Source organism: Streptomyces sp. NPDC059851, from assembly GCF_042732005.1.
Lineage (GTDB): Bacteria > Actinomycetota > Actinomycetes > Streptomycetales > Streptomycetaceae > Streptomyces.
Genome location: NZ_JBHWJJ010000006.1, coordinates 26,454 through 52,117 on the forward strand (window position 1 = coordinate 26,454; position 25,664 = coordinate 52,117).

The 25,664-nt window shown below is 70.3% G+C and carries 23 protein-coding genes and 2 pseudogenes; 13 read left to right on the forward strand and 12 right to left on the reverse strand.

Translation table 11 applies throughout. The features are described 5' to 3' along the window. Window positions 1-167: 167 nt before the first annotated feature. The 4 genes from ACFV7Q_RS02995 to ACFV7Q_RS03010 form a co-directional block, all read right to left on the reverse strand. Complete coding sequence (locus ACFV7Q_RS02995; RefSeq protein ID WP_385422928.1) at window positions 168-713, reverse strand: HAD domain-containing protein; 546 nt, start codon at window positions 711-713, stop codon at window positions 168-170. 33 nt (window positions 714-746) lie between these two features. Beyond that, complete coding sequence (locus ACFV7Q_RS03000) at window positions 747-1,439, reverse strand: class I SAM-dependent methyltransferase (RefSeq protein ID WP_385422930.1); 693 nt, start codon at window positions 1,437-1,439, stop codon at window positions 747-749. 1 nt (window position 1,440) lies between these two features. Beyond that, window positions 1,441-2,352 carry a phosphotransferase family protein gene (locus tag ACFV7Q_RS03005; RefSeq protein ID WP_385422932.1) on the reverse strand — a complete coding sequence of 304 codons (912 nt, stop codon included), beginning with the start codon at window positions 2,350-2,352 and terminating at the stop codon, window positions 1,441-1,443. Window positions 2,353-2,431: 79 nt separating this feature from the next. After that, window positions 2,432-3,181 carry a hypothetical protein gene (locus ACFV7Q_RS03010; RefSeq protein WP_385422934.1) on the reverse strand — a complete coding sequence of 250 codons (750 nt, stop codon included), beginning with the start codon at window positions 3,179-3,181 and terminating at the stop codon, window positions 2,432-2,434. Between the two features lie 222 nt (window positions 3,182-3,403). Between ACFV7Q_RS03010 and ACFV7Q_RS03015 the strand changes: the two genes are divergently transcribed. Continuing rightward, a complete protein-coding gene (locus ACFV7Q_RS03015) occupies window positions 3,404-4,759 on the forward strand; it encodes a tetratricopeptide repeat protein (RefSeq protein ID WP_385422936.1) in 1,356 nt (451 codons plus the stop codon). Window position 4,760: 1 nt separating this feature from the next. Beyond that, on the forward strand, window positions 4,761-5,288 hold the full coding sequence (locus ACFV7Q_RS03020) for an NUDIX domain-containing protein (protein WP_385422937.1): 528 nt from the start codon (window positions 4,761-4,763) through the stop codon (window positions 5,286-5,288). A gap of 44 nt (window positions 5,289-5,332) precedes the next feature. On the opposite strand, the gene ACFV7Q_RS03025 is transcribed toward ACFV7Q_RS03020, so the two are convergent. The 5 genes and pseudogenes from ACFV7Q_RS03025 to ACFV7Q_RS03045 form a co-directional block, all read right to left on the reverse strand. Next, complete coding sequence (locus tag ACFV7Q_RS03025) at window positions 5,333-9,490, reverse strand: hypothetical protein (protein ID WP_385422939.1); 4,158 nt, start codon at window positions 9,488-9,490, stop codon at window positions 5,333-5,335. Window positions 9,491-9,774: 284 nt separating this feature from the next. Beyond that, window positions 9,775-10,404 (reverse strand): DUF6000 family protein, encoded by a 630-nt coding sequence (locus tag ACFV7Q_RS03030; protein WP_385422941.1) that lies wholly within the window; start codon window positions 10,402-10,404, stop codon window positions 9,775-9,777. A gap of 3 nt (window positions 10,405-10,407) precedes the next feature. Continuing rightward, window positions 10,408-11,127 carry a HEAT repeat domain-containing protein gene (locus ACFV7Q_RS03035; protein ID WP_385422943.1) on the reverse strand — a complete coding sequence of 240 codons (720 nt, stop codon included), beginning with the start codon at window positions 11,125-11,127 and terminating at the stop codon, window positions 10,408-10,410. An 8-nt stretch (window positions 11,128-11,135) separates the two neighbouring features. Continuing rightward, window positions 11,136-11,522 (reverse strand): CPCC family cysteine-rich protein, encoded by a 387-nt coding sequence (locus ACFV7Q_RS03040; protein ID WP_385422945.1) that lies wholly within the window; start codon window positions 11,520-11,522, stop codon window positions 11,136-11,138. Window positions 11,523-11,840: 318 nt separating this feature from the next. Beyond that, window positions 11,841-12,008 (reverse strand): annotated as a pseudogene (locus tag ACFV7Q_RS03045) (Uma2 family endonuclease); the annotation flags it as partial. A 73-nt stretch (window positions 12,009-12,081) separates the two neighbouring features. Here ACFV7Q_RS03045 and ACFV7Q_RS03050 point away from each other — a divergent pair. Further along, window positions 12,082-12,261 (forward strand): annotated as a pseudogene (locus ACFV7Q_RS03050) (type II toxin-antitoxin system Phd/YefM family antitoxin); the annotation flags it as partial. Between the two features lie 21 nt (window positions 12,262-12,282). Here the strand turns inward: ACFV7Q_RS03050 and ACFV7Q_RS03055 are convergent. Then, the gene (locus ACFV7Q_RS03055; protein ID WP_385422947.1) at window positions 12,283-13,317 is read right to left on the reverse strand and encodes an SMP-30/gluconolactonase/LRE family protein; all 1,035 of its coding nucleotides are present in this window, start codon (window positions 13,315-13,317) and stop codon (window positions 12,283-12,285) included. Window positions 13,318-13,409: 92 nt separating this feature from the next. Here ACFV7Q_RS03055 and ACFV7Q_RS03060 point away from each other — a divergent pair, with 92 nt between their 5' ends. The 4 genes from ACFV7Q_RS03060 to ACFV7Q_RS03075 all read left to right on the forward strand — a co-directional run bounded on the left by ACFV7Q_RS03060 (window position 13,410) and on the right by ACFV7Q_RS03075 (window position 17,428). Further along, entirely contained in the window at window positions 13,410-13,847 is a 438-nt protein-coding gene (locus ACFV7Q_RS03060; RefSeq protein ID WP_385422949.1) for a MarR family winged helix-turn-helix transcriptional regulator, read from the forward strand. 395 nt (window positions 13,848-14,242) lie between these two features. Further along, window positions 14,243-15,355, forward strand: a complete 1,113-nt coding sequence (locus ACFV7Q_RS03065; protein ID WP_385423067.1) for an alpha/beta hydrolase — start codon at window positions 14,243-14,245, stop codon at window positions 15,353-15,355. Window positions 15,356-15,527: 172 nt separating this feature from the next. After that, entirely contained in the window at window positions 15,528-16,637 is a 1,110-nt protein-coding gene (locus ACFV7Q_RS03070; RefSeq protein WP_385422951.1) for an alpha/beta hydrolase, read from the forward strand. A gap of 8 nt (window positions 16,638-16,645) precedes the next feature. After that, window positions 16,646-17,428 carry a trypsin-like serine peptidase gene (locus tag ACFV7Q_RS03075; RefSeq protein WP_385422953.1) on the forward strand — a complete coding sequence of 261 codons (783 nt, stop codon included), beginning with the start codon at window positions 16,646-16,648 and terminating at the stop codon, window positions 17,426-17,428. 215 nt (window positions 17,429-17,643) lie between these two features. On the opposite strand, the gene ACFV7Q_RS03080 is transcribed toward ACFV7Q_RS03075, so the two are convergent. Both ACFV7Q_RS03080 and ACFV7Q_RS03085 read right to left on the reverse strand, forming a co-directional pair. After that, window positions 17,644-18,453 (reverse strand): isocitrate lyase/phosphoenolpyruvate mutase family protein, encoded by an 810-nt coding sequence (locus ACFV7Q_RS03080; protein WP_385422955.1) that lies wholly within the window; start codon window positions 18,451-18,453, stop codon window positions 17,644-17,646. Window positions 18,454-18,662: 209 nt separating this feature from the next. After that, a complete protein-coding gene (locus tag ACFV7Q_RS03085; RefSeq protein WP_385422957.1) occupies window positions 18,663-19,775 on the reverse strand; it encodes a pyridoxal-phosphate dependent enzyme in 1,113 nt (370 codons plus the stop codon). Window positions 19,776-20,027: 252 nt separating this feature from the next. On the opposite strand from ACFV7Q_RS03085, the gene ACFV7Q_RS03090 reads away from it, so the two are divergent. From ACFV7Q_RS03090 to ACFV7Q_RS03115, 6 genes are all read left to right on the forward strand, one after another. Beyond that, window positions 20,028-21,596, forward strand: a complete 1,569-nt coding sequence (locus tag ACFV7Q_RS03090; RefSeq protein WP_385423069.1) for a S8 family peptidase — start codon at window positions 20,028-20,030, stop codon at window positions 21,594-21,596. Window positions 21,597-21,824: 228 nt separating this feature from the next. Further along, complete coding sequence (locus ACFV7Q_RS03095) at window positions 21,825-23,036, forward strand: DUF4190 domain-containing protein (protein WP_385422959.1); 1,212 nt, start codon at window positions 21,825-21,827, stop codon at window positions 23,034-23,036. 139 nt (window positions 23,037-23,175) lie between these two features. Then, window positions 23,176-23,928 carry a GntR family transcriptional regulator gene (locus ACFV7Q_RS03100; protein ID WP_385422961.1) on the forward strand — a complete coding sequence of 251 codons (753 nt, stop codon included), beginning with the start codon at window positions 23,176-23,178 and terminating at the stop codon, window positions 23,926-23,928. A gap of 432 nt (window positions 23,929-24,360) precedes the next feature. Next, entirely contained in the window at window positions 24,361-24,546 is a 186-nt protein-coding gene (locus tag ACFV7Q_RS03105; protein WP_214943524.1) for an SPOR domain-containing protein, read from the forward strand. Between the two features lie 30 nt (window positions 24,547-24,576). Further along, window positions 24,577-24,996, forward strand: a complete 420-nt coding sequence (locus tag ACFV7Q_RS03110; RefSeq protein ID WP_385422963.1) for a (deoxy)nucleoside triphosphate pyrophosphohydrolase — start codon at window positions 24,577-24,579, stop codon at window positions 24,994-24,996. Window positions 24,997-25,159: 163 nt separating this feature from the next. Further along, window positions 25,160-25,600 carry an ATP-binding protein gene (locus tag ACFV7Q_RS03115; protein WP_385422965.1) on the forward strand — a complete coding sequence of 147 codons (441 nt, stop codon included), beginning with the start codon at window positions 25,160-25,162 and terminating at the stop codon, window positions 25,598-25,600. Window positions 25,601-25,664 lie beyond the last annotated feature (64 nt).

Sequence of the window (25,664 nt, forward strand, 5' to 3'; positions counted from 1 at the left end):
CGGGCTAGCCCACTGAACTCCTTGCACACGGAACTCCGGTCAGATCTGTTTCCAGGAGCCCCCAGCACGCCGCCACCTGGTTCAGAGACTGAACGGCGCCCAGGCAGGCGGCGCCCCGGGCGCAGCCTGATGCCCTCGCTGCTCGTGGCAGCGAGGGCATCAGGGCGTCAGGCGGCGCGGGCTGTGGGTAACTGCGAGACCCACGTCGTGAGCCTGGTCAGGTGCTCGGGCTGCAGCCCGTGGTGTGGGTCGGGCTGAATGAGGAGGGTCGACGTTCCCTTCGCAGTGCGCTCCGCCGCCCATTCATGGTCGAGGCCGGTGAAGTCGTCGTCGATCCAGACGGCGGGGGCGTCGCCCAGCCAGGCGTCGACGTGGTCGCGCTTCCACAGGTAGCCGTTGGGGTGGCTGGTGGTGATCTCCGGACGCGGGAGATCGACGTACGGCAGGGTTGGAAGGCCGAGGAGCGGGCCGATGAGGGTGGTGGCGTCCTGGCGCCAGCTGGTACACCAGACCGGGGCGACCAGGCCGGTGCGGATGGCGTCCATGAGCAGGCGGCCGTGGTCGGGGTTGAGCCAGACGGTGACCGGGTTGTCGGCGCTGCGGCCGGCGGGGACGACATCGTGGCGGGCGTGCGTGGCCGGGGTCGAGCCGTGCTCGTCGGGGAAGGGTATGAGGACGCCGTCGATGTCGAGAAGCAGGTAGGGCGGGCGCATCGGTTCCTCCGGGGGAAGCCGGACGGGGGGCTGTCAGAGCTTGCGGGCGCGGATCAGCAGGGTGGTGGGCCAATGGCCCATGCGAGGGTCGTGGAACTCCTGGGCCGAGGTGAGCCAGAAGCCGGCCTGGCTGAGGCGCTTCTCCCAGCGGTCGGTGTCGAATTCCCAGCGGGCGATGGGGAGCCGGGAGCGGTCGGGGAGGGTGACGAAGTCGCGGCGGGGCCGGTCGTCGCCTGAAGGGCTTCGGCCGCCACGCTGCGGGTGGGGGACGGAGAAGGCGAGCACTCGTCCGGGCATGAGGCGCTGCGCGATGGCCGGCAACAGGAGCTCGGGGGCGACGAGGCCGACGGCGCCGAAGACGGAGTAGACCGCGTCGAACTGCTCGTCGGAGGCATGCAGGTAGTGCAGGGCGTGGCCGGCGACGAAGGCGAGGTTGTTCAGCCGTCCGTAGTGGGAGCGGGCGCGGCGGACCTGGAGGCCGACCAGGTCGACGCCGGTGACGCGGGCGCTATGGCGGGTGGCGAGGTGGGCGGCGTTGTGGCCGGGTCCGCAGCCGAGTTCCAGGAGTCGCTTGCCCCGCAGGTCCGGGCCGAGGATCTCGGCTCCGGGACCTTGGCCGGGTCTCGTGGTCCACTCCATCCGGGCGGGCACGGACAGGGGTTCGGCGAGTCTGGCGGCGGTGCGCTGAGCGGCGTGGGCGTGCCATGGGGATGCCTGGGCGAGCACGTCAGATCTCCAAGAGGTGGAGGACGTCGGTGAGGTGGCGACGGACCGCCTTGAGGTAGGCGGGGTCGGTGGTCGGGTCGTTGATCCAGCGGATGGACTGCTCCATGAACCACTCGACGGCCCACATGCGGTGCCAGCCCAGGGCCCAGTTCTCGGCGGTGAGCCCGCCGCGCGGGGCGAGAGCGTCGGGGGTGCCGCCGGCGGTGACGTACTGCTCCAGGAAGACGCGCAGGTGCACGGGGCGCGGGGGATCGATGGTGCCGTGCCAGCTGGCGAGGTCGAGCAGTCCGGGGCCGGTGAAGGCGCGGGCGAAGTCGAGCAGCCGCCAGCCGCGCTCGCCGATGTGGAGGCTGGTGGGATGGAACTCGGAGTGCACCCAACCGAACGGCTCCAGCATCGCTCCGGCCGAGCGGGCCTCGGCGGCCTGGGCGATCCGGTAGAGCGCATCCTCGACGTCGCCGGCGTCCTGCCACCGGTCGACCTTACGCAGCCGTTCGAGATGCTCCAGCGCCCGGGCCGGCAGCGTCCGCAGCCGCTCCTGATCGAGGACGGGCAGGGGCGGAGCCGTACGGGTGCCGTGCAGGACCACGGCTGCGGCGACGCCGTCGAGGTCGTCGGCCTCGCGTACGGAGGGTCCGAGGTCCTCCATGAGCATGCCGAGCCAGCCGTCCAGGACGGCGGAGGCGTGGACCTGGGGGACCGGTACGCCGAGGGTGTGGGCCAGGCGGAGGGCCTGGTCCTCGCTGTCGAAGGGCTTCTTGGCGTACTTGACGATGGCCGTGGTGCCGTCGGGGAAGGTGACGCGCTCGACTCCGGACATGGACCACACGCGTACCTCCTCCCGTACGGCGGTGGTCTGACCGGTCGCGGTGAGCACGTTGTCGAGGAGTTCGGTGCTGGGGTTAGTGGTCACGTGGGGGCTCCGGGGATGGGTGGTGGCGTCCGGGGCGGGCGAGGGACGCCGGCCCGCCCCGGAGCCTGATCGGGTGGGGTTACGCGGCGGGGTTCACGCGGTGGGCGTAGACCTGCTCGATCCAGCCCGCCTTGAACGCGGCGAGGTCGTCGCGGAAGTTCGCCATCGAGGCACCGTAGGGCGCGACGACGCCGCCGGTCTGGTCCGGCACGGACTGGCAGCCGTGCACGAGCCGGCCGCCGAGGGCGGCGTGGGCCTTGATGGACTCGATGCGACGGTGTTCGTTGAACCAGCCGCCGTGGTAGACCTCGTCGAGCATCCCGCCCATCTCGTCGTCCAGGTCGAAGACGACGGAGGTGGCGGCGGGGAAGAACCAGCACGGGCCGACGTTGGAGATGTGCCCGTCCAGCTCGACCTTGTTGAGCGCCATGAGCGTGGCGGCCTCGCGGAGCATCCGCAGGTGGTCGGCGGTGATCTGCGGCAGGCCGAGGCCGGCCAGGTGCTCGTCGCGGAAGAGGTAGGCGTACACCTCGTACGCGGTGGCCAAGACGCGGGCCGCGTCGGACGTGGACTCGCTGTGCTGCTTGATGAAGTCGAGCGCGAGCTGCTCGACCGCGCTCTCGGTCGTCTCGTTCGCGTCCAGGAGCTGGGACTTGACCAGCTCCCAGTCGGCGACGAGCCAGGTGTTCGACTCGAAGCGGAAGAAGTACTCGGCCGGGTCGATCGTGATGCGCCGGCCGTCGACCTGGATGCCGGGCAGGCGGCTCCAGCGCGGGTCGAACGCCTCGGGCAGCTCGACCGTGATGGCCGTGGTGTCGATGGTGGTCACCGTGTCTCCGTCTCTGATCGGCCAGGTTCGGGCACAGGAATGCCCGAGCCTGGTGTGGGCGTACGGAACTTCGGGGTGCCGCCCGGACCAAGGGGGAGCCTGGATCACGGTCGCGCCGTTCCGGGCGGCTGCTGATAAGTGAACCGTGGTCACGCTCAGTGGGTACGGTGGAAGGCAGTTGAAGCGGTATACGCGGTTTACAGCCCCGGAGTGGAGGCGATCGTGGCGGCGCCGAGAGAACCCAACTCCCGTCTGCGTGAAGTCATCGTGGCGGTCGACTGCACCTACGAGGCCCTCGCCAGAGACGTACGGCGCATCGCCGCCGAGAACGGCGAGATCCTCCAGACCAACAAGTCGGCCATCTCGCACTGGGTGAACGGCACCCGTGCCCCGTCCGGCCGGGTAGGTCAGTACCTGGCCGAGGCGCTGTCCCGCCGAGCGGGGCGCACGGTCACCCAGACCGAGATCGGCCTCCAGGCCGGTGATGACGAAGCGCCGGCGGAATCCGACCCTGTCCTCGCGGTCACCGACCTGGGCCGGGCTGACGTCGAGCGCCGCCGCTTCCTCGCCATCGCGGCCTTCACAACCGCCGGCGTCGCCATGCCGCTCGGCTACGACCACGAAGCCACTGCCCGCATGCTCCGCGCTCGCACGGGCGCGTCGCTGGTCGGCGTGGAGGACGTGGACGTCGTACGCCAGATCACTGCGGCCTTCAGCGCCGCCGACGAGCGCCTCGGCGGCGGGCACGGCCTGACCACCGTCACCGCGTACCTCGCCGACACAGCCGCCCCTATGCTGCGCGGACGCTTCCCCAGCGAAGCCTTACGCCGGGCCGCCTTCGGCGCCGTCGCCGAACTCGCCTACCTCGCAGGGTGGAAGCACCACGACCTCGGCCAGGAAGGCGCCGCCCAGCGCTACTACCAGGTCGGCTACAAGCTCGCCTGCGAAGCCGACCCCCACGGCCACGCCGCCTGGATGATGCGCGCCCTCGCCCACCAGGCCCTGAGCCTCAAGCAGCCCCACCACTGCGTCGACCTCGTCGAAGGCGCCCTCCGCACAGGTCTCGGCCACGTCGACGGTCAGACCGAGGCGCTCCTCCACATCACCCACGCCCGCGCCTACGCCGCCACCGACGAGAACTCGTCGGCCGCGCGCGCCCTGCTCGCCGCCGAAGACGCCCTCCTCCGCGACGACGGCCCCCAGCCCAGCTACTCCCGCGTCAGCGGCCCCGCCGCCGGCACCGTGGCCAGCCACACCGCCCGCACCCTGACCGACCTCGCCGACCACATTGGCACCGAGCAGCAGCACCGCGATGCCCTCACCCGCTGGGACCCCGAGAAGTACAAGCGGGTCCACGCTCTCACCCACGCCGACCTCGGCGACAGCCTCGCCGCCCAGGCCCGCGCTGACGAGGCCGTCGCCGCTTGGACCCAGGCTCTGGTCCTCATGGAGGGCATGACCTCCGACCGCACCCGCAAGGCGATCATCTCGATCCGCTCCACGCTCGCGGTCTACCAGCGCCGCCGCGTTCCCGGTGCCGCCGATCTCGCCCGCCGCGCCCGCGAGGCCCTCGCCTAACATGCCCAACAACCTGCCCGACGAAGGGAACACCGTGACCCAGCACACCGACGACCAGCCCAAGGCCCTCAAGCCGGCGCTCGAATCGATGACCCTGCTGGTCGCGGCCGTCATCGTCCACGACAAGGCCACCAACCGCGTCGTCCTCCTCCAGCGCAGCGAGAACGCCAAGTTCGCCCAGGGAATGTGGGACCTCCCCGTCGGTAAGAGCGAGCCGGGCGAGCCCATCACTGAGACCGCGGTCCGCGAGCTCTACGAGGAGACCGGCCTCGCGGTGAAGGCCGAGTCCCTCAAGGTCGCCCACATCATCCACGGCGCTTGGGGCGTCGAAGCTCCCAACGGTTTCCTCACGGTCGTCTTCGCCGCCCACGAATGGACCGGCGAACCCGAGAACCGCGAACCCCGCAAGCACTCCCAGGTCCGCTGGGTCGACGCCGACACCATCCCGGAAGCGTTTGTGGATACGACCGCGAGCGCCCTCCACCGCTACCTCAACACAGGGCCGCAGGTATCGCTGGACGGCTGGTGATGTCGTAAAAGGTTCGTGGCTGGTTGCGGCGTTGATTTGAACTGTCACCTAGTACGCGGCGGCACACGTTCATAGACAGGATCGAGTTGAGCGGCTCCTTCGGGGGAACGGTAGCGGACGCGCGTACGGAGCAACCGCCCAGGCGAATAATCGAGACCGCCGGTGTAGACGTCCTTGCCGCTCGTCTCTAGCCACACCATGGCCATATTGGTAGCGCACAGCCAGTCATCAAGCCACTTGCGATCCATGACCAGCTCGTTCTGCCCGCCGCCGGTGACTTTGCGCACCGAGGCGACGACGCCTCCAGCTGTATCGGTCCAGTTTGCTTGGCCGTCCCAACGTAGCGACCCCACCGACGATCCAAAGATCTTCGGTGCTGGCGCATCCAGAGAAATTGTTTCCATGGTGCCGGCGTACTCGTACTCACCCAGGATCTCGTAGGACGCCCGCTCAGTGGGCACTGCGAACGGATGCCTGTACTCATGGTTCATTACGTGGGCGTCGCTGGCGTAGTGAAGACCTTGCGGGTACTCGCCGACGAATCCCCTTAGGAAGATCGGTCCTCGGAATAGGTCGTGCCCTGCGAGGTCTCGACCCTTCAGCTCCTCTAGCAGGGCGTCCAGATCGCTGGTGGCAACGAACAGGCTGGTGATGAGGGTCCAGATACTGGGGCGGTTACCATCAGTTGATGGTGTCGGCTTCCACTCATAACTCCCGGTGATTACAACTCGCTCTTTGTTTTCGGGGCCGACGAAGTCCAAAGGGACATTGGGCAAGTCACTGTCGTCAGCAACCCTCTGCTCGGCCACTGGATCGGCGTAGCCCGACCAGTCATATGCAGGAATGTCAGGCCGCGGCGCCGGTGGGGCGAGTGGTGGCTCGCACATGGTCGGATCCATCTGACGCAGACCGTCCGATTGCGGGTGTGGTGTCGCTGGCTCAGGAGGATCCCAGTCTCTGACGGTTCGCGGGGCATGGTCGCTGACCTGTCCGACGAGGCGGGACAGTGCGATCCATTGGTACTTCTTGCCGATTCGCTCGATCCACTTTGGCTTGCTACGTCCCGCGCCGTAAGTGTGGAGAACGTGCCGGTCGAAGGCCGCGTGCAGACGTGGCTCATATCCGAGATCAATGACCGCGCGAACGATGTACCGAGCCGCCTCGTCGGGCTCAATATCGGTGAAGTCGCGAAATGCGTGCTTGATCTGGTACGTGAAGAAATCGTCATGGATGCAACTGAAGTGAATCTTTGGGTAGTCGGTTCCGTTGTACGCTTCGACGTCATCGGAGCCTGGCCACTCGATTGGCCAAGCAGTCTCGTAAGGGGGTTCGGTCCGTGACAGCTCGACCAGGTTCGGCAGAGCGCCTCGGTCAGCTGCACCGCTGATAATGCTCCGTGCCTCGTCGCGGAGAGCGGCATTCACGACCGGCTGAGCAGCGAAGAGTGCGTTCCAGACCGCTTCTGCCGAGCCTGCCCAGTCGCTGCTGCTGCCGCCACGCAGGAGTGCCGCATAGGAGGCGTAGCAGGCGCGCTCTGCAACCCATTCATCGTCGACCGCCAGGAACGTGTTCAACACATAGGAGGCTTGGTCTGGATGGCGCGTGAGAAGTCGGGCGGCCGCGAGCGTAGCACTGTCTCGTACGCGCCGGTCGGAACAGCCCGTGCACCACAGGAGGGCCGTGACCCATAGCTGGCAGGTCTGCCGGCCGACTGCGTCAATGTCTTTGAGCTGGGCCCAGGTGATAAGTCGGTCGACGGCACCATTGGTCTTGTGGGTCTCGTGGAGCCAAGGGGTGAGGAGAACGTCACGCCTTGCCATTGGGGCCCGGGACAGTACGTTGTGGAGAAAACGGGAATTCAACGGGTGATCTGGGCGCGGGGCGAGACGGAACAGCATGTCCATCGCGTCGTGGACAACTGCCCTGGAGCGCAGCGCTTGGATGACGCATGCGCCGGTCCTGTTGGTAATGGTCGCTGCGGAGCGCCAAGGAAGACCGGCGATAACTGCGGTCAGCGCAGCAGTGTCGCCGCAGGCGTCACTGAAGTCGGTGAGTTCGATGCCGAACCGGTGGCTCACAGTGACAGACAGGGCCTCAAGCAGGCCGGCATCCGGTTCCGAGTCCAGGCCGATGAGGTGCCTGAGACTCCCGCTCTGCAGCGCCTCTCCCACGGCTTCCGGCGTGGTCATATCCCGGAGGGCTTCGGAAACCACCAGGTGGTGGCCGAGACGTTCAAATGCCACAACGACGACATGGCCGCCGTCCGCGGTGTTGAGGGGGTCGATGTCCTCGGCGAGCAGACCCTCTCCGATCAGAGCCTCGAGTAGGGAATTCTGGGCGGTGTGGTCCGGCCAGAGCCCACGAAGGAGCACTGAAGCGTCTGGCCGGGTCAGCCAGGCGGTCGGCGTAGCACCGATCGCGTGCGCGAACGCGTACATCGCCCGGTGAACGATCCGGTCGGTGCGAGGCGCGTCGAGTTGGCTGCTGATCCGCTCGTTTGCGGAATCCAGCAAGAGGTGAGCGAGTTCGTCGATACCCATCGACGCCTGGTCCAGGGATAGCCGGGAGCCTTGCTTGAGGGCGTCACACAGCAGTCGCAGAAACAGGGGATTGTCGAACTCTCCGTGGATTGGCGGTGCGGTTGGCGGCTCCAGGCCGTAGTGGTCGGCATACTCCGTCACGGCCTCGAACTCGACGCCTTGGAACCCGCGGTGGATGAAGGTCGGCATATCCAGACCGGACGGGACAATCTGCTCGGTGTAGTGAGATCGCAACGTGAATACGACGCGCAGGTTCTCAAAGCGGCTGATGATGCCGACCAGGCGGTCTAGCTCATCACGCCAGACTGTTCGCGGGCGTGTCTCGTTCAATGCGTCGATAACGACGAGCATCGGACTGCCCGAGCTTCGCCCGGCCTGATCCAGGATTGCGAGAACCTCCTCACCTGTGAGATCGGTCGGCAGGTGCAAGCGCTCGCGGAGCTGCGTCAGCAGGTCGCCATCGCGAAACCAGCGACCGTGGACGAACAGACTGGGGCGACGACGCGACAGGCGCCGTGCAACGGCATCGAGCGTGACGAACGTCTTGCCGCGGCCAGCATCACCGGACAGGAGCATCGAGCGCGCGCCGGGCAGCCGTTCGAACGGGCCAGCGACGAAGGAGATTAGCTCTTCGACGGCCTGCTTTAGCCCCCGCAACGCGTCCACACGCGCTGCTGGGAAGGCGACCATGTATTCGGCCTGATGCTGCCGCCATGTAGGTGAGTCCCACTCGTCGCCATGTGCGGCAGTCAGTGCCTCGCTCTCAGCCTGCTCGGCGTCGGACACTGAGGCGTGGGAATTTTGAAGTGTTCTGTCAAGAACTTGGAGTGAGGCGTCGCAGGGTTGGTCTCGCCAGCGCTGCAGCGCCGTGACCACGTGGCGGACCGCGTCCCGTGCGTCAGTCAGGTCGATGGGCCGGCTGCCCCCGTAGGGCTCTGCATCGCGAAGCTGATCAATCTGCTGCCCAAGCAGGGAGGCGTGACTGTCCAACGTCGCATGCCATTCCGGATCGCCACACAAGGCAGCAATGGCATCCAGCGCTGGCACATCCACCCTGAGTTCCGGGACGTACCGAGGACGCGCAGCCCAGACTGCGTCGTCAAGGCGGTTTTGCCACCAGTGCTCCGGCAGGACGTCGGAGTCGAACCAGTAGCGTGCTCGCGCACCTGAAGGATCGCCCTTCCGTAGCCGGGTGACCAGGTTGGTGTACCACTCGATGCGGAATTCGACCGATACGCCTAGTTCTGTGGCTTCCTTCCGCCAGTTGCTCAGCCAACCGCCTTCCCCGTAGACCTTCTCCTGCAGAGACTTGCCCTTGCGTGCAGTGGGACCTGTCGGATCCACGGGGATGGCGATCGTGTACTGCACGATGCGGGGGTGCACCGTGAGTGCTGCTGTCACGGACTTGTTGAGCTGGCTCTCGTCCACGTCGTCCTGATGCACCCAGAACTTGGCCTGCCAGCCGACTTCACTTCCGTCAGGCAGTGTCCAGAAACACTCGACACCGCCGTCTCCGCCAGAGCCGTTGAGGCTGACAAAGGTGGCGTCAGCGTGCGGCGATTCTTCTGCCGCCAGTTCGCAGATGAACTGCTCGAACCCGTCCCTCTGCCCGCCGGCGCCCAGGGCGCGGATCCGAGTGAAGTCGATATCGGGAAGATGCATTCCCGCCACCCCTTGCCGCAACGTACGACCAGTGCCGCAGTGGAGCGTAGAAGTAAAGAATGCCCCATGCAGCTGGCAGAAGGGGACCCCGTTCCGCCTACACCTGGGGCACGACGATATACCGCATCAGAGGGCCCGGACCCCAAAAGATCCCAGGGTCCATCGAGTTCCATGATCGGTGGGGTAAGAGGCAGGCCCAGGGTTGGGTCGGAGCCGGTATAACGGGCCTACCCCCGCCTCTCAGCGTGGATCCCGAACCGAGTGATCTCGCAGCCCTCGAGGCGTCAAACGCGGGTCCACCCGTTGGCGAACTCGCATTGGAGGTCCGTCCAGCGGCGCTGTTCGGCGGGGATGTGGCTGGGGTAGCCGAGGCGTCCCACGCCCTTGACCCACTCGTCCCAGAGGCCGCCGGGCTCTGTGAAGCGGTCGGCGTGGTGGGTGCCGAGGAGGGCGTCGAGGCGGAGGAGGGCACCGAGGGCGGCGGGCTGGTCGTAATGAAGGTCGGTGTGGGGGAGGTAGTGGTCGAGGTAGGCGGTGAGGATCTCGGCGTCGGCGTGGGTGCCGAAGCGGGCCAGGGCGAAGCAGTAGGCGCTGCCGGAGTAGCAGACCTCGCTGGCCAGGAGCAGGTCGCCGATGCGTGCCCGGAACCGTTCGCGGCGGTCGACGCCGATCAGCCAGGCGGCGGTGAGGCGCGAGCGCCATTCGTAGCCGAGGAGAGCTTCCAGTTCCTCGTCGGTGATCGCGGCGGCGTCATTGAGCAGGTGTCGGGTGAAGCGGGTGGTGTGCCACCACCGGGGGCCCAGGAACCGCCCGCCGTTCAGTACGAGGTAGCGCGGGAGGCCCCCGTACGTCCTCGTCACGTAGCTCTTGACCACATGGCCGTAGCCGATTTCCTCGGGGTGCTGGGGCGGCATCGGTCACCTCTCCGGGTGCAGGTCGGTACGGTCGATCCAGGTGGGGGCGACGAAGATGTTGTCGCCGGTGGGTGCTTCTGAGGCTTCCAGCAGGGACCAGGTGCGGGACTCCTCGACCAGGTGCTCCCAGGGCCCGGTCCAGTCGAGTTCCCAGTCCAGGGCGGGCCCGGAGACGCCGTATGTGCCGCCGGCGTCCACGCGCCAGAACTGGGAGTAGAGGATCACCTGGGCGTGGTCGGCCAGGTCGTTGATGATCTCGGTGAAGTGGGTCGAGGGCCAGCCGGGGGCGTCGTCCGCAGTGGTGGCTCGTAGGCGCGCGGTGAGCGGCGGGACAACAGGGTTACGGACGCCGAGTTCGGTCAGCGCCCAGCGGATGCCGACAGACTCGGTCCAGTCAGGTGGGGTCGCCCGTTCCAGGCAGGCGCGGTAGGCGCGGCGCAGGGGCTCGATGGCGCCGTCGATCTCCAGGCTCGCCAGGGCCATGGCCGCCCATTCGCGAACGGTCGGGTTGTTGCTGTCCAGCAGGCCGGTGAGAGCGGGGCCGCAACGGGGATCGCCCACCTCTTCGAAGACCTCGATGGCGGTCAGCTGACCGAAGCCGCCGAGGGAAGGCAGGCCGTTGATGACGGCGGGTATGGCGTCGGCGCCGATCCAGATCAGCTCCGCGCGGGCGTCGTAGGACACGTCGGCCTTGCCGTCGAGCTGCTGGACGAGTGTCTCCATGTGGGAGGTCATGACGCGGAGTGGTTCCGGCGCCAGAAGGTGGGGAGCCACCAACAGAGCACCGAGTGGTCGTCGGGCCACGGGGCGCGGTCCTCGGCTGCCCACTCCTCGAAGGAGTCGCGTGTCAGGTCGATGGGGCGCCAGGTGGGGTCGAGCGGCTCGTTCTCGGCCGGAGGGCGGACGAATCGGCGGCCGTGCTCGTCGCAGGCGCCGAACTCCTGGTAGTTCCGCTGGGCCTCGATGAGGGAGACCTTGTTCGCCCCGCCTGCCATGGTCGGCCAGCGGAACTGGACCCCGTCGTCCTCCCAGGAGCAGACGGGGCAGATCTCGTACGAGCCAGGCATCGCGTCCAGTACACGGTGCCCGCAGCACGGGCAGGGGTAGGAGTCGCTCACCTGCGTAGTTTCGATGCAGGTCCCGCTCGTGTGCCATGGATTTCTCTGCCTCGGGATCCCCGGCCAGTCCGCAGCCAGTCCGCAGGACACCCGTAAACGGCCGTCGGGAGCCAACGCACGCCAACCACGAAATCCCAGGTCAGGGTCCTGCGCGGGGCTCCGCCGCAGGTCAGGATCCGGCTTCAGACATTCCGCTTCAATGTGTAGTCGTGTGCATGCTGCACGTTGAGCGCTGAGCCAAACGCGCAAGTCAGAAGGGGTCGGACTCTGTCGAGTCCGACCCCTTCTGCATTCCCGTGCTGAATTGGTGCGGACTTCTCAGCTGCTTCGGGGCGGTGTGAGCGTGTCGAGGTCCAGGGTGACCTCGAAGGGCACGGGTCGCTGGAGGGTGCCCCGGAAGATGCCGGCGGGCGCGTACGCGCCGGTGGGTTCGTCGAGCTCGTAAACGTGGACGACGGGTGCCCCGCCCTCCTCCTCGATGCACCAGCTACGCCGACAGGAGGGAGCCCGCTCCCGGCCCGGGGGCGTCAGCCGGGGTCGGGAGGGGAAGGGTCGGGGCATGTTCGTTACTGCGAGTGCGGCCCGCAAGGGGCTCCTTCCGCTGATCAAGAAGGTCAACGAGGGTCACGAGGCCGTCGAGATCGTCTCCGAGCACGGCGATGCCGTGTTGCTGTCCGCCGAGGACTACGCGGCGCTGCGCGCGGGCTCGTATCCGTGGGGTTCTCCGGCGAACACCCGCGGATGAGCGGGCGGTCCGTGGTCACAAGCCGCGGACCGCGGCGATCGTGAAGGTGGTCGGGGTGCCCGGGGTGCCCATGGGGCCGCCCTTGTCGAACTGGGAGCGGACCACGAGCGTGCGGCCCGGGACGTGGGTCAGCGTCGTCGGGATCTGGAGGTCCGGGTCCGTGAGCGTGCGGACCAGGCGGGCCCTCGTGCCGTCCGGGGTAACGCGCCACCGGGTCAGGGTGTTGGTGGTGTTGTGGGCCACGCGCAGGCTGCCGTCCGGGGCGAGGTCCAGCCCGTCGGCGTGGGTGAGGTCGCCGCCCTGGAGCGTGACGCGCGACAGTGCGCCCGTGCGCAGGTCGATGCGGTGCAGGTCGCCCGCGATCATGTCCACGGTGAGCAGGTACCGGCCCGCCCGGTCCGAGGTGATCCCGTTGAGGCTGAAGGTGCGCCCGGGGACCGGGGTGAGCCGGCCGCTCAGGTCGTACGCGGGGGTGAGGGTCCCGGAGCCCGAGGCCAACTGGACCGGGGTGACCTTGTAGACGACCGCGCGGACGCTGTCGGTCAGGTAGGCCGTGCCGTCCGGGGTGATGGTGAGGTCGTTGACGAAGCGGGGGTCCGCCCCGGGGACCTCGAAGCGGGCGAGGCGGGTGCGGGTCGCGGTGTCGTAGACGGTGACCCCGGCGGTGGAGTCGGTCACCCACAGGCGGCCGTGGGCGTCGACGCGCAGGCCGTTCGCCGTGCGGCGGCCGTCGGTCCCGGAGGGCAGGAACACCTCGGCGCCCGCCCGGCCGGGCAGGGCCCGGTAGACGGTGCCGTCCGCGTACGAGCCGACGTAGACCGCGTGGTCGTGGGGGTCGGTGGCTATGCCCTCGGGGTAGACCTTCTCGCCGGGGAGGGTGAACGCCGTGGAGATCCGGCCGTGGCCGTGTGCTGCCGCCGCCGTCGTCTGCGCCGCCTGCGTCGCCGTCCGTGGCGTCGGCGCGGCATGGGCCAGCGGTACGGCGGTCAGGGTGAGGGCCGCCGTCAGGGTCAGGGTGAGGGTCGCGCCGGGCAGGAGCTTTTTCGACACGTGGACCTACCTCTTCCTTAAAGGTCACATGATCAGGTGAGTGGGAATGTAAGTTAGAGTTCTAATATTCGCAAGGGGGCTACCCTTGGGTGATGACCTCCATGCCCCCCGAGGAGCGGATCGGCTCGCACGTCAAGCGCGCCGAGCAGGCGCTCCTCGCGGCGAAGAACACGGCGCTCAAGCCGTCCGCGGTGACGGTTCCGCAGTACGCCGCCCTGCTCTGGCTCGCCGAGAAGCCGGGCATCTCCGCAGCCGCGCTCGCCCGCCTGTGCGGGGTGACGCCCCCGACCATGACCACCGTGCTGAAGAACCTCCAGGAGCGCGGGCTCATCGAGCGCTCCCCGCACGAGTGGCACCGCAACGTCCTGGAGACGCGCCTCACGCCGGAGGGGCGGGCGGTGATGGAGCAGGCTGACGCCGCCGCCGTGGCGGTGGAGCGGGCGCTCGCCGCCGAGTTCTCCGATGAGGAGCGCGAGTTGCTGGTCCAGCTGCTGGGGCGGTGCGTGCGGGTGCTCGACGCGCAGAGGTGATCCGCCCCCGCCCGGTTCCCGCAGGCCGATGTTCGGCTCGTATTTTTGCCGGTTCTTGGAACGGAATGCTGCATTCGGGCATCAGAAGCAAGGGGGATGCCCACAGCTTCTGTCCCGCTCGGGGGCAGCCATGACCGTTCGGAGCGAAGTCCGTGCACCAGTACCCGCAGCGCCAGCGGCCCGACGACCAGCCGCGCCCGCCGTACCCGCAGTACGAGGACCAGCCGCCTCGGCAGGCGCCGCAGGGGTACCCGCCGCACGCGGAGCAGCGCGGCCGTCAGCCGTACCCGGATCCGCACGCCCAGCAGCCGCCGCCGCCACCGGGCCACGAGGGGTACGAGCACCCGTACGAGCCGCACCCGGCCGGTCCGCCGTGCCCGGATCCGAGTGCCCACATACGCCCGCGGCCCGGCGGCGACGCGCACGGGTCCGGCTCCGAGCCGCCCCGCAAGCGCTCGCGCCGCGCGATATGGATCAGTGCCACCCTGGCCCTGGTCCTGCTGCTGGGCGGCGGGGGCTTCGCGGCTTGGAAGCTGGAGTGGTTCTCCGGCAACGGTGAGAGCGTGAGCTTCGGCAAGGACCAGGCGTCCGGCAAGGGCTCGGGCGACGGCGGCGGGGCGCAGGGCGCGGCCAAGCCATCCGGTGACCCGGACGTGCAGATGCCGACCGGTCCGAAGGCCGAGTTCAAGCAGACCGCCAAGCTCGACGACGGCACGATCGTCGCCAAGACGACGCTGGTCGGCGCCAAGTCCGGCTTCACCGGCGACGTGTGGGTGTGGGCGCCCAAGCAGTACGACGACCCGAAGTACGCCAAGAGCGGCTTCCCGGTGCTCATCGCGCTCCCCGGCGGCGAGGGCTACCCGACCAACTACTGGGCCGACCGCAGCCTCGGCCTGCACAAGGCGATCAGCGAGGGCGTCCAGGCCGGCACCAGCCTGCCGTACGTCGTGATCATGCCGGTGCTCAACCCGGACACCAAGTACTACTACGACGGTTCCGACATCCCCGGCCAGCCCAAGATGGGCACCTGGATGGCCGAGGACGTCCCGAACTTCGCGAAGGCCAACTTCCGCACGTACAAGTCCCGTGACGGCTGGGCCTTCATGGGCTCGTCCTCCGGCGCCTTCGTCGGCATGAAGACCGTCCTCCAGCACCCGGACAAGTTCAAGGCCGTGATCGCCAGTGGTGGCGAGATCGTCCCCGACTCCCCGCTCTGGAAGGGCCACCAGGCGGAGATGGACGCGAACAACCCGGAGAAGCTCGCCAAGAAGCTCATCGACAGCAACGGTCCGGAGGTCTACATCAACTTCCAGATCGGCACGAAGGAGGGCGGCAAGGACCGGATGGTCAAGTTCCAGCAGCAGTACGGGAAGGGCCCCGTCAAGACCACCATCCGCGACATCCAGAACGGCGAGCACAACGGTTGGCACTACGTCCGGGGCATGAAGGAAGGCTCCCTGGAGTGGATCAGCAAGGTGCTCAAGGCCCCGAAGCCCGAAGCGGGCTGATCCCCCGTCCGGCCAGGTCGGCGGCACGATGCCCGGGGCGGCGTGGTCCGCACCACGTCACGCCCGTCCCAGGCAACCCATCCGGTCGTTGAAGCCTCTGTAACGGGTGTAAGGGGGACCGATCGGTCCGACCCGCGCCCGTCGGCGCGCCGGAGAAGGAACGGGACAATTCGTGCAGCATGACCAGCTCCAGGGCGACGGCCGCCTCGCGGTCGGGGAAGGCCCCGTGACCACGGGCCCGACCCGCCCCAAGCGCCGCCCGCGCAGGCTTCTGATCGTCGGCGGGCTCGCGTTCGCACTGACCGCCGGGGGCGGAGCGGCGGCGTACAAGTTCGGCCTCTTCTCGGACATAGGGGATCCCATGTCCTTCGACAAGGTCAAGGCGACGCCCGCCGCAACCCAGGACGTCCGGCCGGGCGTCAGCATGCCCACCGGACCGAAGGCGTCCTTCGTCCGCACCAGCCGGCTGCCCGACGGCACCCAGATCGCCAAGACGACGCTGACCGGCGCGAAGTCCGGCTTCACCGGCGACGTGTGGGTCTGGGTGCCCAAGGAGTACGACGACCCGAAGTACGCCAAGAGCGCCTTCCCCGTCCTCATCTCCCTCCCCGGCGGTCGGGGCTACCCCAAGAACTACTGGGGCACGGGCCCCGGCCTCGGGCTGCAGCAGGCCGTGGCCGACGGGGCGAAGGCGGGCACCAGCCTCCCCTTCATCCTCGTCATGCCGGTGATCAACGCCGACACCAAGCACCACTTCGACGGCTCGGACATCCCCGGGCAGCCCAAGATGGGCACCTGGATGGCCGATGACGTCCCGGCTTTCACGAAGGCCAATTTCCGCACCTTCACCTCCCGCGACGGGTGGGCCATCATGGGCTCATCCTCGGGCGGCTTCGGCGCGTTCAAGCACGTCCTGAAGCACCCCGACCGCTTCAAGGCGGCCATCGCGAGCGGCGTCGACATCGTCCCCGACTCCCCGCTGTGGAAGGGGAACAAGCAGGCCATGGACGCGAACAACCCGGAGAAGCTCGCCCAGAAGCTGATCGCCGCGGGCGGCCCGGAGGTCTACATCAACTTCCAGATCGGCACCGCGGAGAGCGGCCGCGACAAGGCCGAGAAGTTCATGAAGGAGTACGGCAGGGGCCCCGTGCACACCCGGCTGCAGGTGATCCAGGATGGTGAGCACAACGGAAAGTCGTATGTTCGCGGCATGAGGGAGGGCTCCCTGGAGTGGATCAGCAAGGTGATGTTGGCACCGACCCCCGATCCCGGCGTGCGCTGAACGCCGTCGTGAGGGGGGCGTCCGCGGCGGCCGTCGCCGGTGTGGCGGCCGTCCTCGCCGTGGGCTTCGTCAAGGCGACGGACGAGGACGCGGGCGCCGTGCACCCCTTCCCCGGGGTCGGCGTGCTCATGGCGAACGGGGAGCACTGGTGCACGGCGAGCGTCGTCGACAGCCCCAAGGGCACCGTCGTCGCCACCGCCGCGCACTGCGTGGCCCCGGCCGGCGAGAACGGCGAGCCGGGCGAGGTCGCCCCCGACGGGCGGGCGATCGGCGAGCTGTCCTTCGCCCCCGCCTTCTCGGGCGAGGGCGAAGGCAGGCAGCCGCTCGGCGTGTGGAAGGTCCGGGCGGTCCACGTGGACGAACGCTGGACGAAGTGGGGCGAGGACACCGCCGACTACGCGTTCCTCAGCGTCGAGCCGGACGAGGACGGCCTGACCGTCCAGCAGGCCGTCGGTGCCGGGGAGGCCCCGGCGCCCGAGTGGACCTCCGGCTACGAGCGGGACGTGACGGTGGTCGGCTACCCCGAATCCGGCCGCAACCCGCAGAACAAACCCGTCTCCTGCACCACGCAGACCACCCACGACGAGGACGACCCGGCCATGCTGTACATCAGCTGCGCCGGCTTCTGGACGGGCACCAGCGGCAGCCCCTTCATCGCCGACCGCGGCGGGCCCGGCAGCCCCGGCCGGCTGATCGGCGTGCTGAGCGGCGGGGACACGGACGTGGACTCCACGGCCGCGCTGTTCGACGAGCGGGCCAGGGCCCTGTACGAGCGGGCGGCGAACGACTGAGGGCCGCAGGCCCGCCCGGCGGGCCCGGCCCGCCCCCCGGAACCGGCCCGCCCCCCGGAACCGGCCCGCCCCCCGGAACCGGCCCGCCCCCCGGAACCGGCCCGCCCCCCGGAACCGGCCCGCCCCCCGGAACCGGCCCGCCCCCCCGGAACCGGCCCGCGGCTCCGGAACCGGTCCCGCCCGCGCCGGCCGCGGGCTGGGCGCGGGCGCCGGGATCAGTCCTTCAGGAGGCCGTTCAGCTCCCCGTACGCGAGGGCGTCGCCGACCGCCGTGTACGTGCCGTCCGAGAGGAGCTCCTCGGCGGCGCGGCGCACCACGCCGTACGCGGCCTCCGCGACCCAGGAACCCAGGCTGACACGGGCCGCGCCCAGCTTGCCGAACTCGGCCACGGACGGGGCGCCGGGCCCGGCCAGGACGTTCAGCGGGGCGTCGATGCCGCGGGCGAGCTCGGCGACCACGGTCGGGTCGGTGACCCCGGGCACGAAGACGCCCGAGGCGCCCGCCCGCAGGTAGGCGGCGGCGCGGGAGAGGGTCTCGTCGAGGCGGGTGGCGGGGTCGCCGAGGCCGAAGAGGTAGGTGTCGATCCGCGCGTTGACGTACAGCGGGACCCCGGCGGAGTCGGCCGCGGCGCGGGCCGCGGCCACGCGCTCCGCGTGCTCGGCGGGTTCGCGGGTGCCGTCCTCGATGTTGATGCCGACCGCGCCGGCTGCGACGACCCCGGCGACGGTCTCCCCGACCCCGGCCGGATCGGCGCCGAAGCCGCCCTCGATGTCGGCGGTGACGGGCACGGAGACGGCCCCGGCGACCCGGGTGACGAGGTCGAGCGCGCGGTCCCGGGCCAGCAGGTCCCCGTCGGGAGCGCCGAGGGACCAGGCGACCCCGGCGCTGGTGGTGGCGACGGCCGGGGCTCCGGCCGCCTCGACGAGCCGGGCGCTCATCACGTCCCAGGCGTTGGCCAGGGCGAGCGGGGCGGTGGGCGTGTGCAGGGCGGCGAAGCGGCGGGCGAGGTCAACGTGGTTGGTCATGGGGCCAGTCCAGCAGACGGCCCCGGCCCCTGACCGGCGGTTTTGCGACATCTACGTCCACCGCTCCCGGAACGGCATCGTCCGAACGGCATCGTCCGCGCGACGTCCGCGTCCTCACCCGCGCCGTGCCCCCGGGCTCCTGCGTGCCGCGGCGCCCCGCGCGTCTTCCGGCCGCGCCCGGCCGCACCGGCGCCCGCCCGGCCACGTCCTCAGGGAGCCAGGCCCGCCTTCAGGCCCGTACCGCACAGCGGGACCACCGCCGTGCGGCCGCCCAAGGGGTCCGACGGGGCGTACGGGCCCACCGCCGCCCAGCAGGCGGCCGCCGTCGGCTCCACGAAGAGCCCCCGCCCGGCCAGGTCCCGCTGCGCGGCGCGCAGGGCCTCTTCGGACACCGTCAGGAAGGTGCCCCCGGACTTGCGGACCGCCGCCAGGATCTGCCGGGCCCGCGGCGGGGCGGGGATGGCGATCCCCTCGGCCAGCGTGGGCCGCTGCTCCACCGGGTCCGCGTCCTCCGCACCGGCCTCGAACGCCGCGGCCAGCGGGGACACCGCCGCCGCCTGCACCGCGATGAGCGCCGGCGGGCGCACCCCGCGCCGGGCCAGTTCCTCCACCGCGAGCGCAGCGCCCAGCAGCAGGGTGCCGTTGCCGACGGGGACGACGAGGGCCTCGGGGAGTCGGCCGCCGAGCCCCTCCCAGACCTCGTACGCGTACGTCTTGGTGCCGTGCAGGAAGTACGGGTTGTAGACGTGGCTCGCGTAGAAGACGCCGGGGAGGTCGGCCTCGGCCCGTGCCGCCTCGGCGGTGGCCTCCCGGCCGCCCGGCACGACACGGACGGCGGCGCCGTGGGCCCGCATCTGTTCGGTCTTCTTCGCCGAAGTGCCCTCGGGCACGAAAATTTCACAACTCAGCCCGGCGCGGGCGCAGTACGCCGCGACGGCCGTTCCCGCGTTGCCGCTGCTGTCCGCGATCACCCGCTCCGGACCCAGCCGCCGGGCCAGTTCCACGAGCATCACCGCACCCCGGTCCTTGAACGAACCCGTCGGCATCAGGAAGTCGAGCTTGGCGTGAACCCGCTCCGCGAGCGGCACCAGCGGAGTGTTCCCCTCCGAGAGGGTGACCGAGAAAGCGCCCGGCAGTGGTAGTGCGGAGCCGTACCGCCAGAGCGAATTGGGTCCGGCGGAGGGGCTGAGCTCGATGGCCGGATCCGGTGTGAAGTCGAGGTCCCACGGGCCGCTGCAGACGGGGCAGCACCACGGCGCCGTCCGGGCGTCCGCGCGCGTGCCGTCGTCGGGGCAGACGTATCCGGGGATTGCGTGCGTCATGTGCGGAGCACCTTTGCTCGTTCATGGCCGTTGTATGGCACGGATGTTACGCGTTCGCCTTCCCCTTGTGGGATGCCGAGCCGCTGGGCCAACCTTTCGGAGGCGGCAGCGCGGCAGCCCCTCCGCGAGTTGTCATGGTCATGCCTATTTTGGGATTCGTCATGGTCATGTCCCCACACCTCGCACCGCTCCCGCGACGCCGTCCCGGATCCCCGAAGCGCACCACCGACGAGGAGGACCCCCCACATGTCCATGCGTCACACCCGCCGGAAGGCGGCCGGGCTCAGCGCGGCCGCAGCCCTGGCCCTCGCCCTCGGCGCGGCCGCCGCGCTCCCCGCCTCCGCGGCCGACAGCGGCCCGCAGGGCGTCATCGAGAACGCCGGCGCCCCCGGCTCCGTGGCCGACAGCTACATCGTGACCCTGAAGGACACCACCCGCTCGACCGAGGCCGGCGGCAAGGCGGTCGCCAAGAAGTACGGCGCCCGGATCGACCGCACCTACAGCGCCGCCCTCAACGGCTACTCCGTCGAGGTCTCCGAGGCGCAGGCCAGGAAGCTGGCCGCGGACCCGGCGGTCAAGTCCGTGGTGCAGAACCGCCTCTTCACCGTCGACGGCGCCCGGGGCACCCAGCCCAGCCCGCCGTCCTGGGGCCTGGACCGCATCGACCAGCGCGCGCTCCCGCTCAACAGCAGCTACACGTACCCGGACAAGGCCGGCGAGGGCGTGACCGCGTACGTCATCGACACCGGCGTGCGCATCACCCACACCGACTTCGGCGGCCGGGCCTCCTACGGATTCGACGCCATCGACAACGACAACACCGCCCAGGACGGCCACGGCCACGGCACGCACGTCGCCGGCACCGTCGCGGGCACCAACCACGGCGTCGCCAAGAAGGCGAAGATCGTCGCCGTCCGCGTCCTCGACAACAACGGCTCCGGTACGACGGCCCAGGTCGTCGCCGGCATCGACTGGGTGACCCGGAACGCGGTCAAACCGGCCGTGGCCAACATGTCCCTCGGTGGCGGGGCCGACTCCGCGCTCGACACCGCCGTCCGCAACTCCATAGCCTCCGGCATCACGTACGCGGTCGCCGCGGGCAACGAGTCCACCAACGCGAGCACCAAGTCCCCGGCCCGCGTGACCGAGGCCCTCACGGTCGGCTCCACGACCAGCAGCGACGCCAAGTCCAGCTTCTCCAACTACGGCAGCGTCCTGGACCTCTTCGCCCCCGGCTCCTCCATCACCTCCGCATGGGGCACCGGCGACACCGCCACCAACACCATCTCCGGCACCTCGATGGCCGCGCCGCACGTCGCCGGCGCCGCCGCCCTGCACCTGTCGCAGAACCCGTCGAACACCCCGGCCCAGGTCGCCTCGGCCCTGGTGGCAGCGGCCACCCCGAACGTGGTGACCAGCCCCGGCACCGGCTCCCCGAACCGCCTGCTGTTCGTCGGCGGCGGCACCACCCCGCCGACCGGCCCGCGCTTCGAGAACACCGCCGACCACGCCATCAACGACAACTCGACCGTCGAGTCCCCGCTGACCGTCAGCGGCGTCTCCGGCAGCGCCCCCGCCGCGCTGGGCGTCTCGGTCGACATCAAGCACACGTACATCGGTGACCTGAAGGTCGACCTCGTCGCCCCGGACGGCTCCGTCTACACCCTGCACAACCGCGGTGGCGGCAGCGCGGACAACATCCTGCAGACCTACTCCGTCAACGCTTCCTCGGAGACGGCCAACGGCGTCTGGAAGCTGCGGGTGAACGACAACGCCAACATCGACACCGGCAAGATCGACTCGTGGGCGCTGCAGTTCTGAGCTGCGTCCTGGACCACGGCCCCGGCCCACGGCCCGCACCACGCCCCGAGCAGGGCCCGAACCACGGCCCGAACCAGGGCCCTGACCCGCACTCCTGAGCCGGGATCACCGCTGCGCCACCGGACGCGGTGAACCGGAACCGGCGGGGGCGACCGACACCACGGTCGCCCCCGCTGTGTACTGTTTCGCGCATTCGTTCGCGACACCCTGCGATGGAGTCCGTACCCCGTGAGCACCCAGCCGCCGTCCCACTGGCCGGCTCCGTCCCCCCGGCAGGACGAGGGGGAACAGGCACTCAACGGTTTCGCGCTGGCGTCGCTGCTGGTCGGGCTGCTCTGCCTACCGCCGCTCGGCATCGTCTTCGGGATCGTGGCCCTCGTCCAGATCGCCGGGAAGCGGGAGCGGGGCAGGCCGCTGGCCATCACCGGCCTGGCGGTCTCGCTCGTCACGACCCTGCTGCTGTTCCTCGCCGTGGGCCGGGCCGCGGAGCCGCTGTTCGACCGCCTCGACGGGCTCTCGCCGTACGAGGACGTCGCCGGGCAGGTCACCGACATCGACGAGTTGCGGGCGGGGGACTGCTTCAACGTCCCCGGCGGGGACCTGCTCGACGAGGACCCGCTGTTCTACCGGGTCGACTGCACGGAGGTGCACCACGGGGAGGTCACCTCCTCGACCCGCTTCGACCCGGTGCAGTTCCGCGGCGGCCGACAGATGAAGAGGGCGGCCACGGACGCCTGCTGGCGGGCGCAGGACGCCTACGCCATGGACTCCTGGGCGCTGCCGACGTACGCGGAGCTGTTCTGGTTCGCGCCCCCGCGGGAGGGGTGGGGCACCGGCGAGCGGCCGCTGCTGTGCGTGATCGGCACGGCCGGGGAGGAGCACCGCGGCAGCCTGCGCCGCGACGCCGGAACGCTGAAGCCGGACCAGGTGTCCTTCCTGCACGCCATGAACGAGGTCGACCTGGCACTGGGGCACGGGCCCGACGAGGAGATCGACGAGGCGCTGCCGGCGTACCGCGAATGGGCCCGCGAGGTGGACCGGGCGTTGTCCGCTGAGTCCCGGGTGTTGACGGAGGTCGCCGCGCGCCGGCCGGAGCTGGCCGGGCCGGCGGGGGCACAGCTGAAGGAGGTCGCGGCGGCGCGCCGGGCGTGGCAGCAAGCGGGCGCGGCGGCCCGGCCGGCCGACTTCCAGGACGCCTGGGACCGGGCGTCCGCCGCGCTGACGGTGGCCACGGAGAGGGCGCTGCGCGGGGCGTACGGCCTCGCGACGACGGTGCCGGAATGGCGGTCCGAGGAGGAGCCGGGCGCCGGCACGGAGGAGGAGCCGGGCGCCGGCGCCGAGGAGGACCCGGGCGGCGGTGCGGGCAGCGGTTCCGGCGGCGGCTCGGGCGGCGGTTCCGGCGGGCGCCCGGGCGCGAGGTCCCCGGCCGCGCCGGCCTGAAATCCCGGAGGGTAACGCGCGGTAACGGGTTTGAGTGACCAGCCTTCATCACTTCGGGTGAAACCCTGGCCCTCGCTTGCGGCGCGCAACCGACCGTTGCCAGGGTGTGGCTGTCCGTCAACCTAATGGGAGGGCCTCAGTGGCTTTCGGTGAGCAGCCGGCCTATCTGCGCGTCGCCGGGGACCTGCGACAGAAGATCGTCGATGGGTCCCTGCCCCCGCACGCCCGGCTCCCCTCGCAGGCCCGGATCCGCGAGGAGTACGGCGTCTCCGACACCGTGGCGCTGGAGGCGCGCAAGGTCCTCATGGCCGAGGGCCTGGTGGAGGGCCGCTCCGGTTCCGGCACGTACGTGCGGGAGCAGCCGGTGCCGAGGCGGGTCGCCCGCTCCGGCTACCGCACGGGCGGGCCGTCCACGCCGTTCCGCCAGGAGCAGGCGGAGGCGGGTGCGCGCGGCACCTGGGAGTCCAGCAGCGAGCAGGCCGCCGCCCCTGCGGTGATCGCGCAGCGGCTCGGCATCGAGCCGGGCGAGCGGGTCATGCGGACGCGGTACGTCTTCCGCGACGCGGGCGAGGTGATGATGCTGTCCACCTCGTGGGAGCCGCTGGCCCTGACCGGCCGGACGCCGGTGATGCTGCCGGAGGAGGGGCCCCTGGGCGGCACCGGGGTCGTCGACCGGATGGCCGCGATCGACCTCGTCGTCGACAACGTGGTGGAGGAGGTCGGGGCGCGGCCGGGCCTCGCGGAGGAGATCGCGCTGCTGGGGGGCGTCCCCGGCCACGTGGTGCTGGTGATCGGCCGGACCTACTACGCCTCCGGCCAGGCCGTCGAAACCGCCGACGTGGTGGTCCCGGCGGACCGTTACCGCCTCGCCTACCACCTCCCGGTGCGGTAAAGCTACCGGCGGGTTTCGGCGCGATCCGGACCGGCGCCCACGGCTCCGGTTCGCTGTGGGCCTGCGCGGTTGTGCCGGCCCCGCCGAGCGCCCCTCTGCCCGCGCCTGCGCTGCCGCGCTCCGCACGACCTTGCCGCGCCCCTTGCCCGGGCGCGCCGGGGCGAGGGGCGGGGGTCGTGCAACGGCCGTCCGGCCAGGGCCGGAGCATCGGCGCGGCCCGGCCGGAGGGCGCGTGCGGGAGCCCGGCCGCCTCCGTGGTGCGCCGGGTCCGGACCGGCGTGCGCGGCTCACTCGTACGCATGGCCGGATGCGTACGCCGCCGAGGTTCCTCTTCGTGAAAAACCGTATCCGCTCAGTAAAGGTCGGGCGTAAGCTCGGGCATATGCGCAATGGGGTTTCCCGGGCAGGTGGAACGGCGGAGGGTGAGACGCGATGAACGACAGCGGTGCCCTGCTCCCGTGGCTGGTCATACGTCAGGACGACAACGGCAACCGCTACCGGGTGGGCCGATACCCCACCCGCGCCGAGGCGCAGAAGGTGGTCGACAGCCTCGACGACCGCGGACACAAGCAGCTCTACTGGGTCGAGCGGATCGGCCAGACCGCCACGACGAACTGAGCGTCGCGGCAGTGGCATAGGCTCCGCCCCATGACGGTACGTGTGGTCGTGGGCGGAGCCCTTTGTCATGAGGGCCGCCTGCTGGCCGCCCGGCGCAGCGCGCCCCCGGAGCTGGCCGGCCGCTGGGAGCTGCCCGGAGGCAAGGCCGAACCCGGCGAGACCGACGCCGAGGCGCTGGTCCGCGAACTGCGCGAGGAGCTCGGCGTGGAGGCCGAGCCGGTGGAGCGCATCCCGGGGGAGTGGCCGCTGAAGCCCGGACTCGTCCTGCACGTGTGGACCGCGCGACTCCTCTCCGGCGAGCCCGCGCCCCTGGAGGACCACGACGAACTGCGCTGGCTCGAACCCGGAGAACTGGACTCGGTGGACTGGCTCGACCAGGACCGGCCCGCGGTGGCCGAGATCGGGCGCCGGCTGCGCGCCGCGCACACCGGGGCGCACCGGGGCGCATGAGGCTCGCGCAACCGTCCGTCCGTGCCACAGTGCGCCGGTACCCGGGGGACGCGTGGTACGACGCCTCGGATATCGGGTATGTCGCTATTAGTCCCTAATCGTGTACCGCCCCAAGAGGCTCTCTCCCGGCTGAACCGGACGGGGGCCGCTGCCGGCCCGGGAAGTGATCGGCGTGATCGACACAGACGGCGAATGCGCCGAGTGGGCCTTCCCCGCCGAGCCCGGCGCCGTCCGCACCGCACGACACGCCGTGCGCGGCCAGCTCCGCTCCTGGGGCCTCGATTCCGTCGGCGATGTGACCGTCCTGCTGGTCAGCGAGCTGGTCACCAACTCCCTGCGCTACGCCTCGGGTCCCATCGGCGTCCGGCTGGAGCGGCGCGAGCAGCCCGGCGGGTCCCCGGCGGAGGGCGCCCCGGGGGGAGGCGCCCTGATCGTGGAGGTCTCTGATCCGCTTCCGGATCCGCCCCGCGAACGGGTCGCGAAGGCCGACGACGAAGGTGGCCGGGGACTGCACCTGGTGGCCGCCTCCGCACAGCGCTGGGGTACACGTCACGGCAAGTCGGGCAAGACGGTGTGGTTCGAGTTGGCTCTTCCTGGTGAGTAACAAGGTGAAGGGTGGCCGACGATCACCCGGCATGGCTCGAAATAGTCGGGACCTTTTCGTGATC

Coding starts and splice junctions, on each gene's coding strand:
- ACFV7Q_RS02995 (WP_385422928.1), bottom strand. CDS start 713: ATGCGCCCGCCCTACCTGCTTCTCGACATCGACGGCGTCCTCATACCC.
- ACFV7Q_RS03020 (WP_385422937.1), top strand. CDS start 4,761: ATGCCCAACAACCTGCCCGACGAAGGGAACACCGTGACCCAGCACACC.
- ACFV7Q_RS03025 (WP_385422939.1), bottom strand. CDS start 9,490: ATGCATCTTCCCGATATCGACTTCACTCGGATCCGCGCCCTGGGCGCC.
- ACFV7Q_RS03030 (WP_385422941.1), bottom strand. CDS start 10,404: ATGCCGCCCCAGCACCCCGAGGAAATCGGCTACGGCCATGTGGTCAAG.
- ACFV7Q_RS03035 (WP_385422943.1), bottom strand. CDS start 11,127: ATGGAGACACTCGTCCAGCAGCTCGACGGCAAGGCCGACGTGTCCTAC.
- ACFV7Q_RS03060 (WP_385422949.1), top strand. CDS start 13,410: ATGACCTCCATGCCCCCCGAGGAGCGGATCGGCTCGCACGTCAAGCGC.
- ACFV7Q_RS03080 (WP_385422955.1), bottom strand. CDS start 18,453: ATGACCAACCACGTTGACCTCGCCCGCCGCTTCGCCGCCCTGCACACG.
- ACFV7Q_RS03085 (WP_385422957.1), bottom strand. CDS start 19,775: ATGACGCACGCAATCCCCGGATACGTCTGCCCCGACGACGGCACGCGC.
- ACFV7Q_RS03090 (WP_385423069.1), top strand. CDS start 20,028: ATGCGTCACACCCGCCGGAAGGCGGCCGGGCTCAGCGCGGCCGCAGCC.
- ACFV7Q_RS03105 (WP_214943524.1), top strand. CDS start 24,361: ATGAACGACAGCGGTGCCCTGCTCCCGTGGCTGGTCATACGTCAGGAC.
- ACFV7Q_RS03110 (WP_385422963.1), top strand. CDS start 24,577: ATGACGGTACGTGTGGTCGTGGGCGGAGCCCTTTGTCATGAGGGCCGC.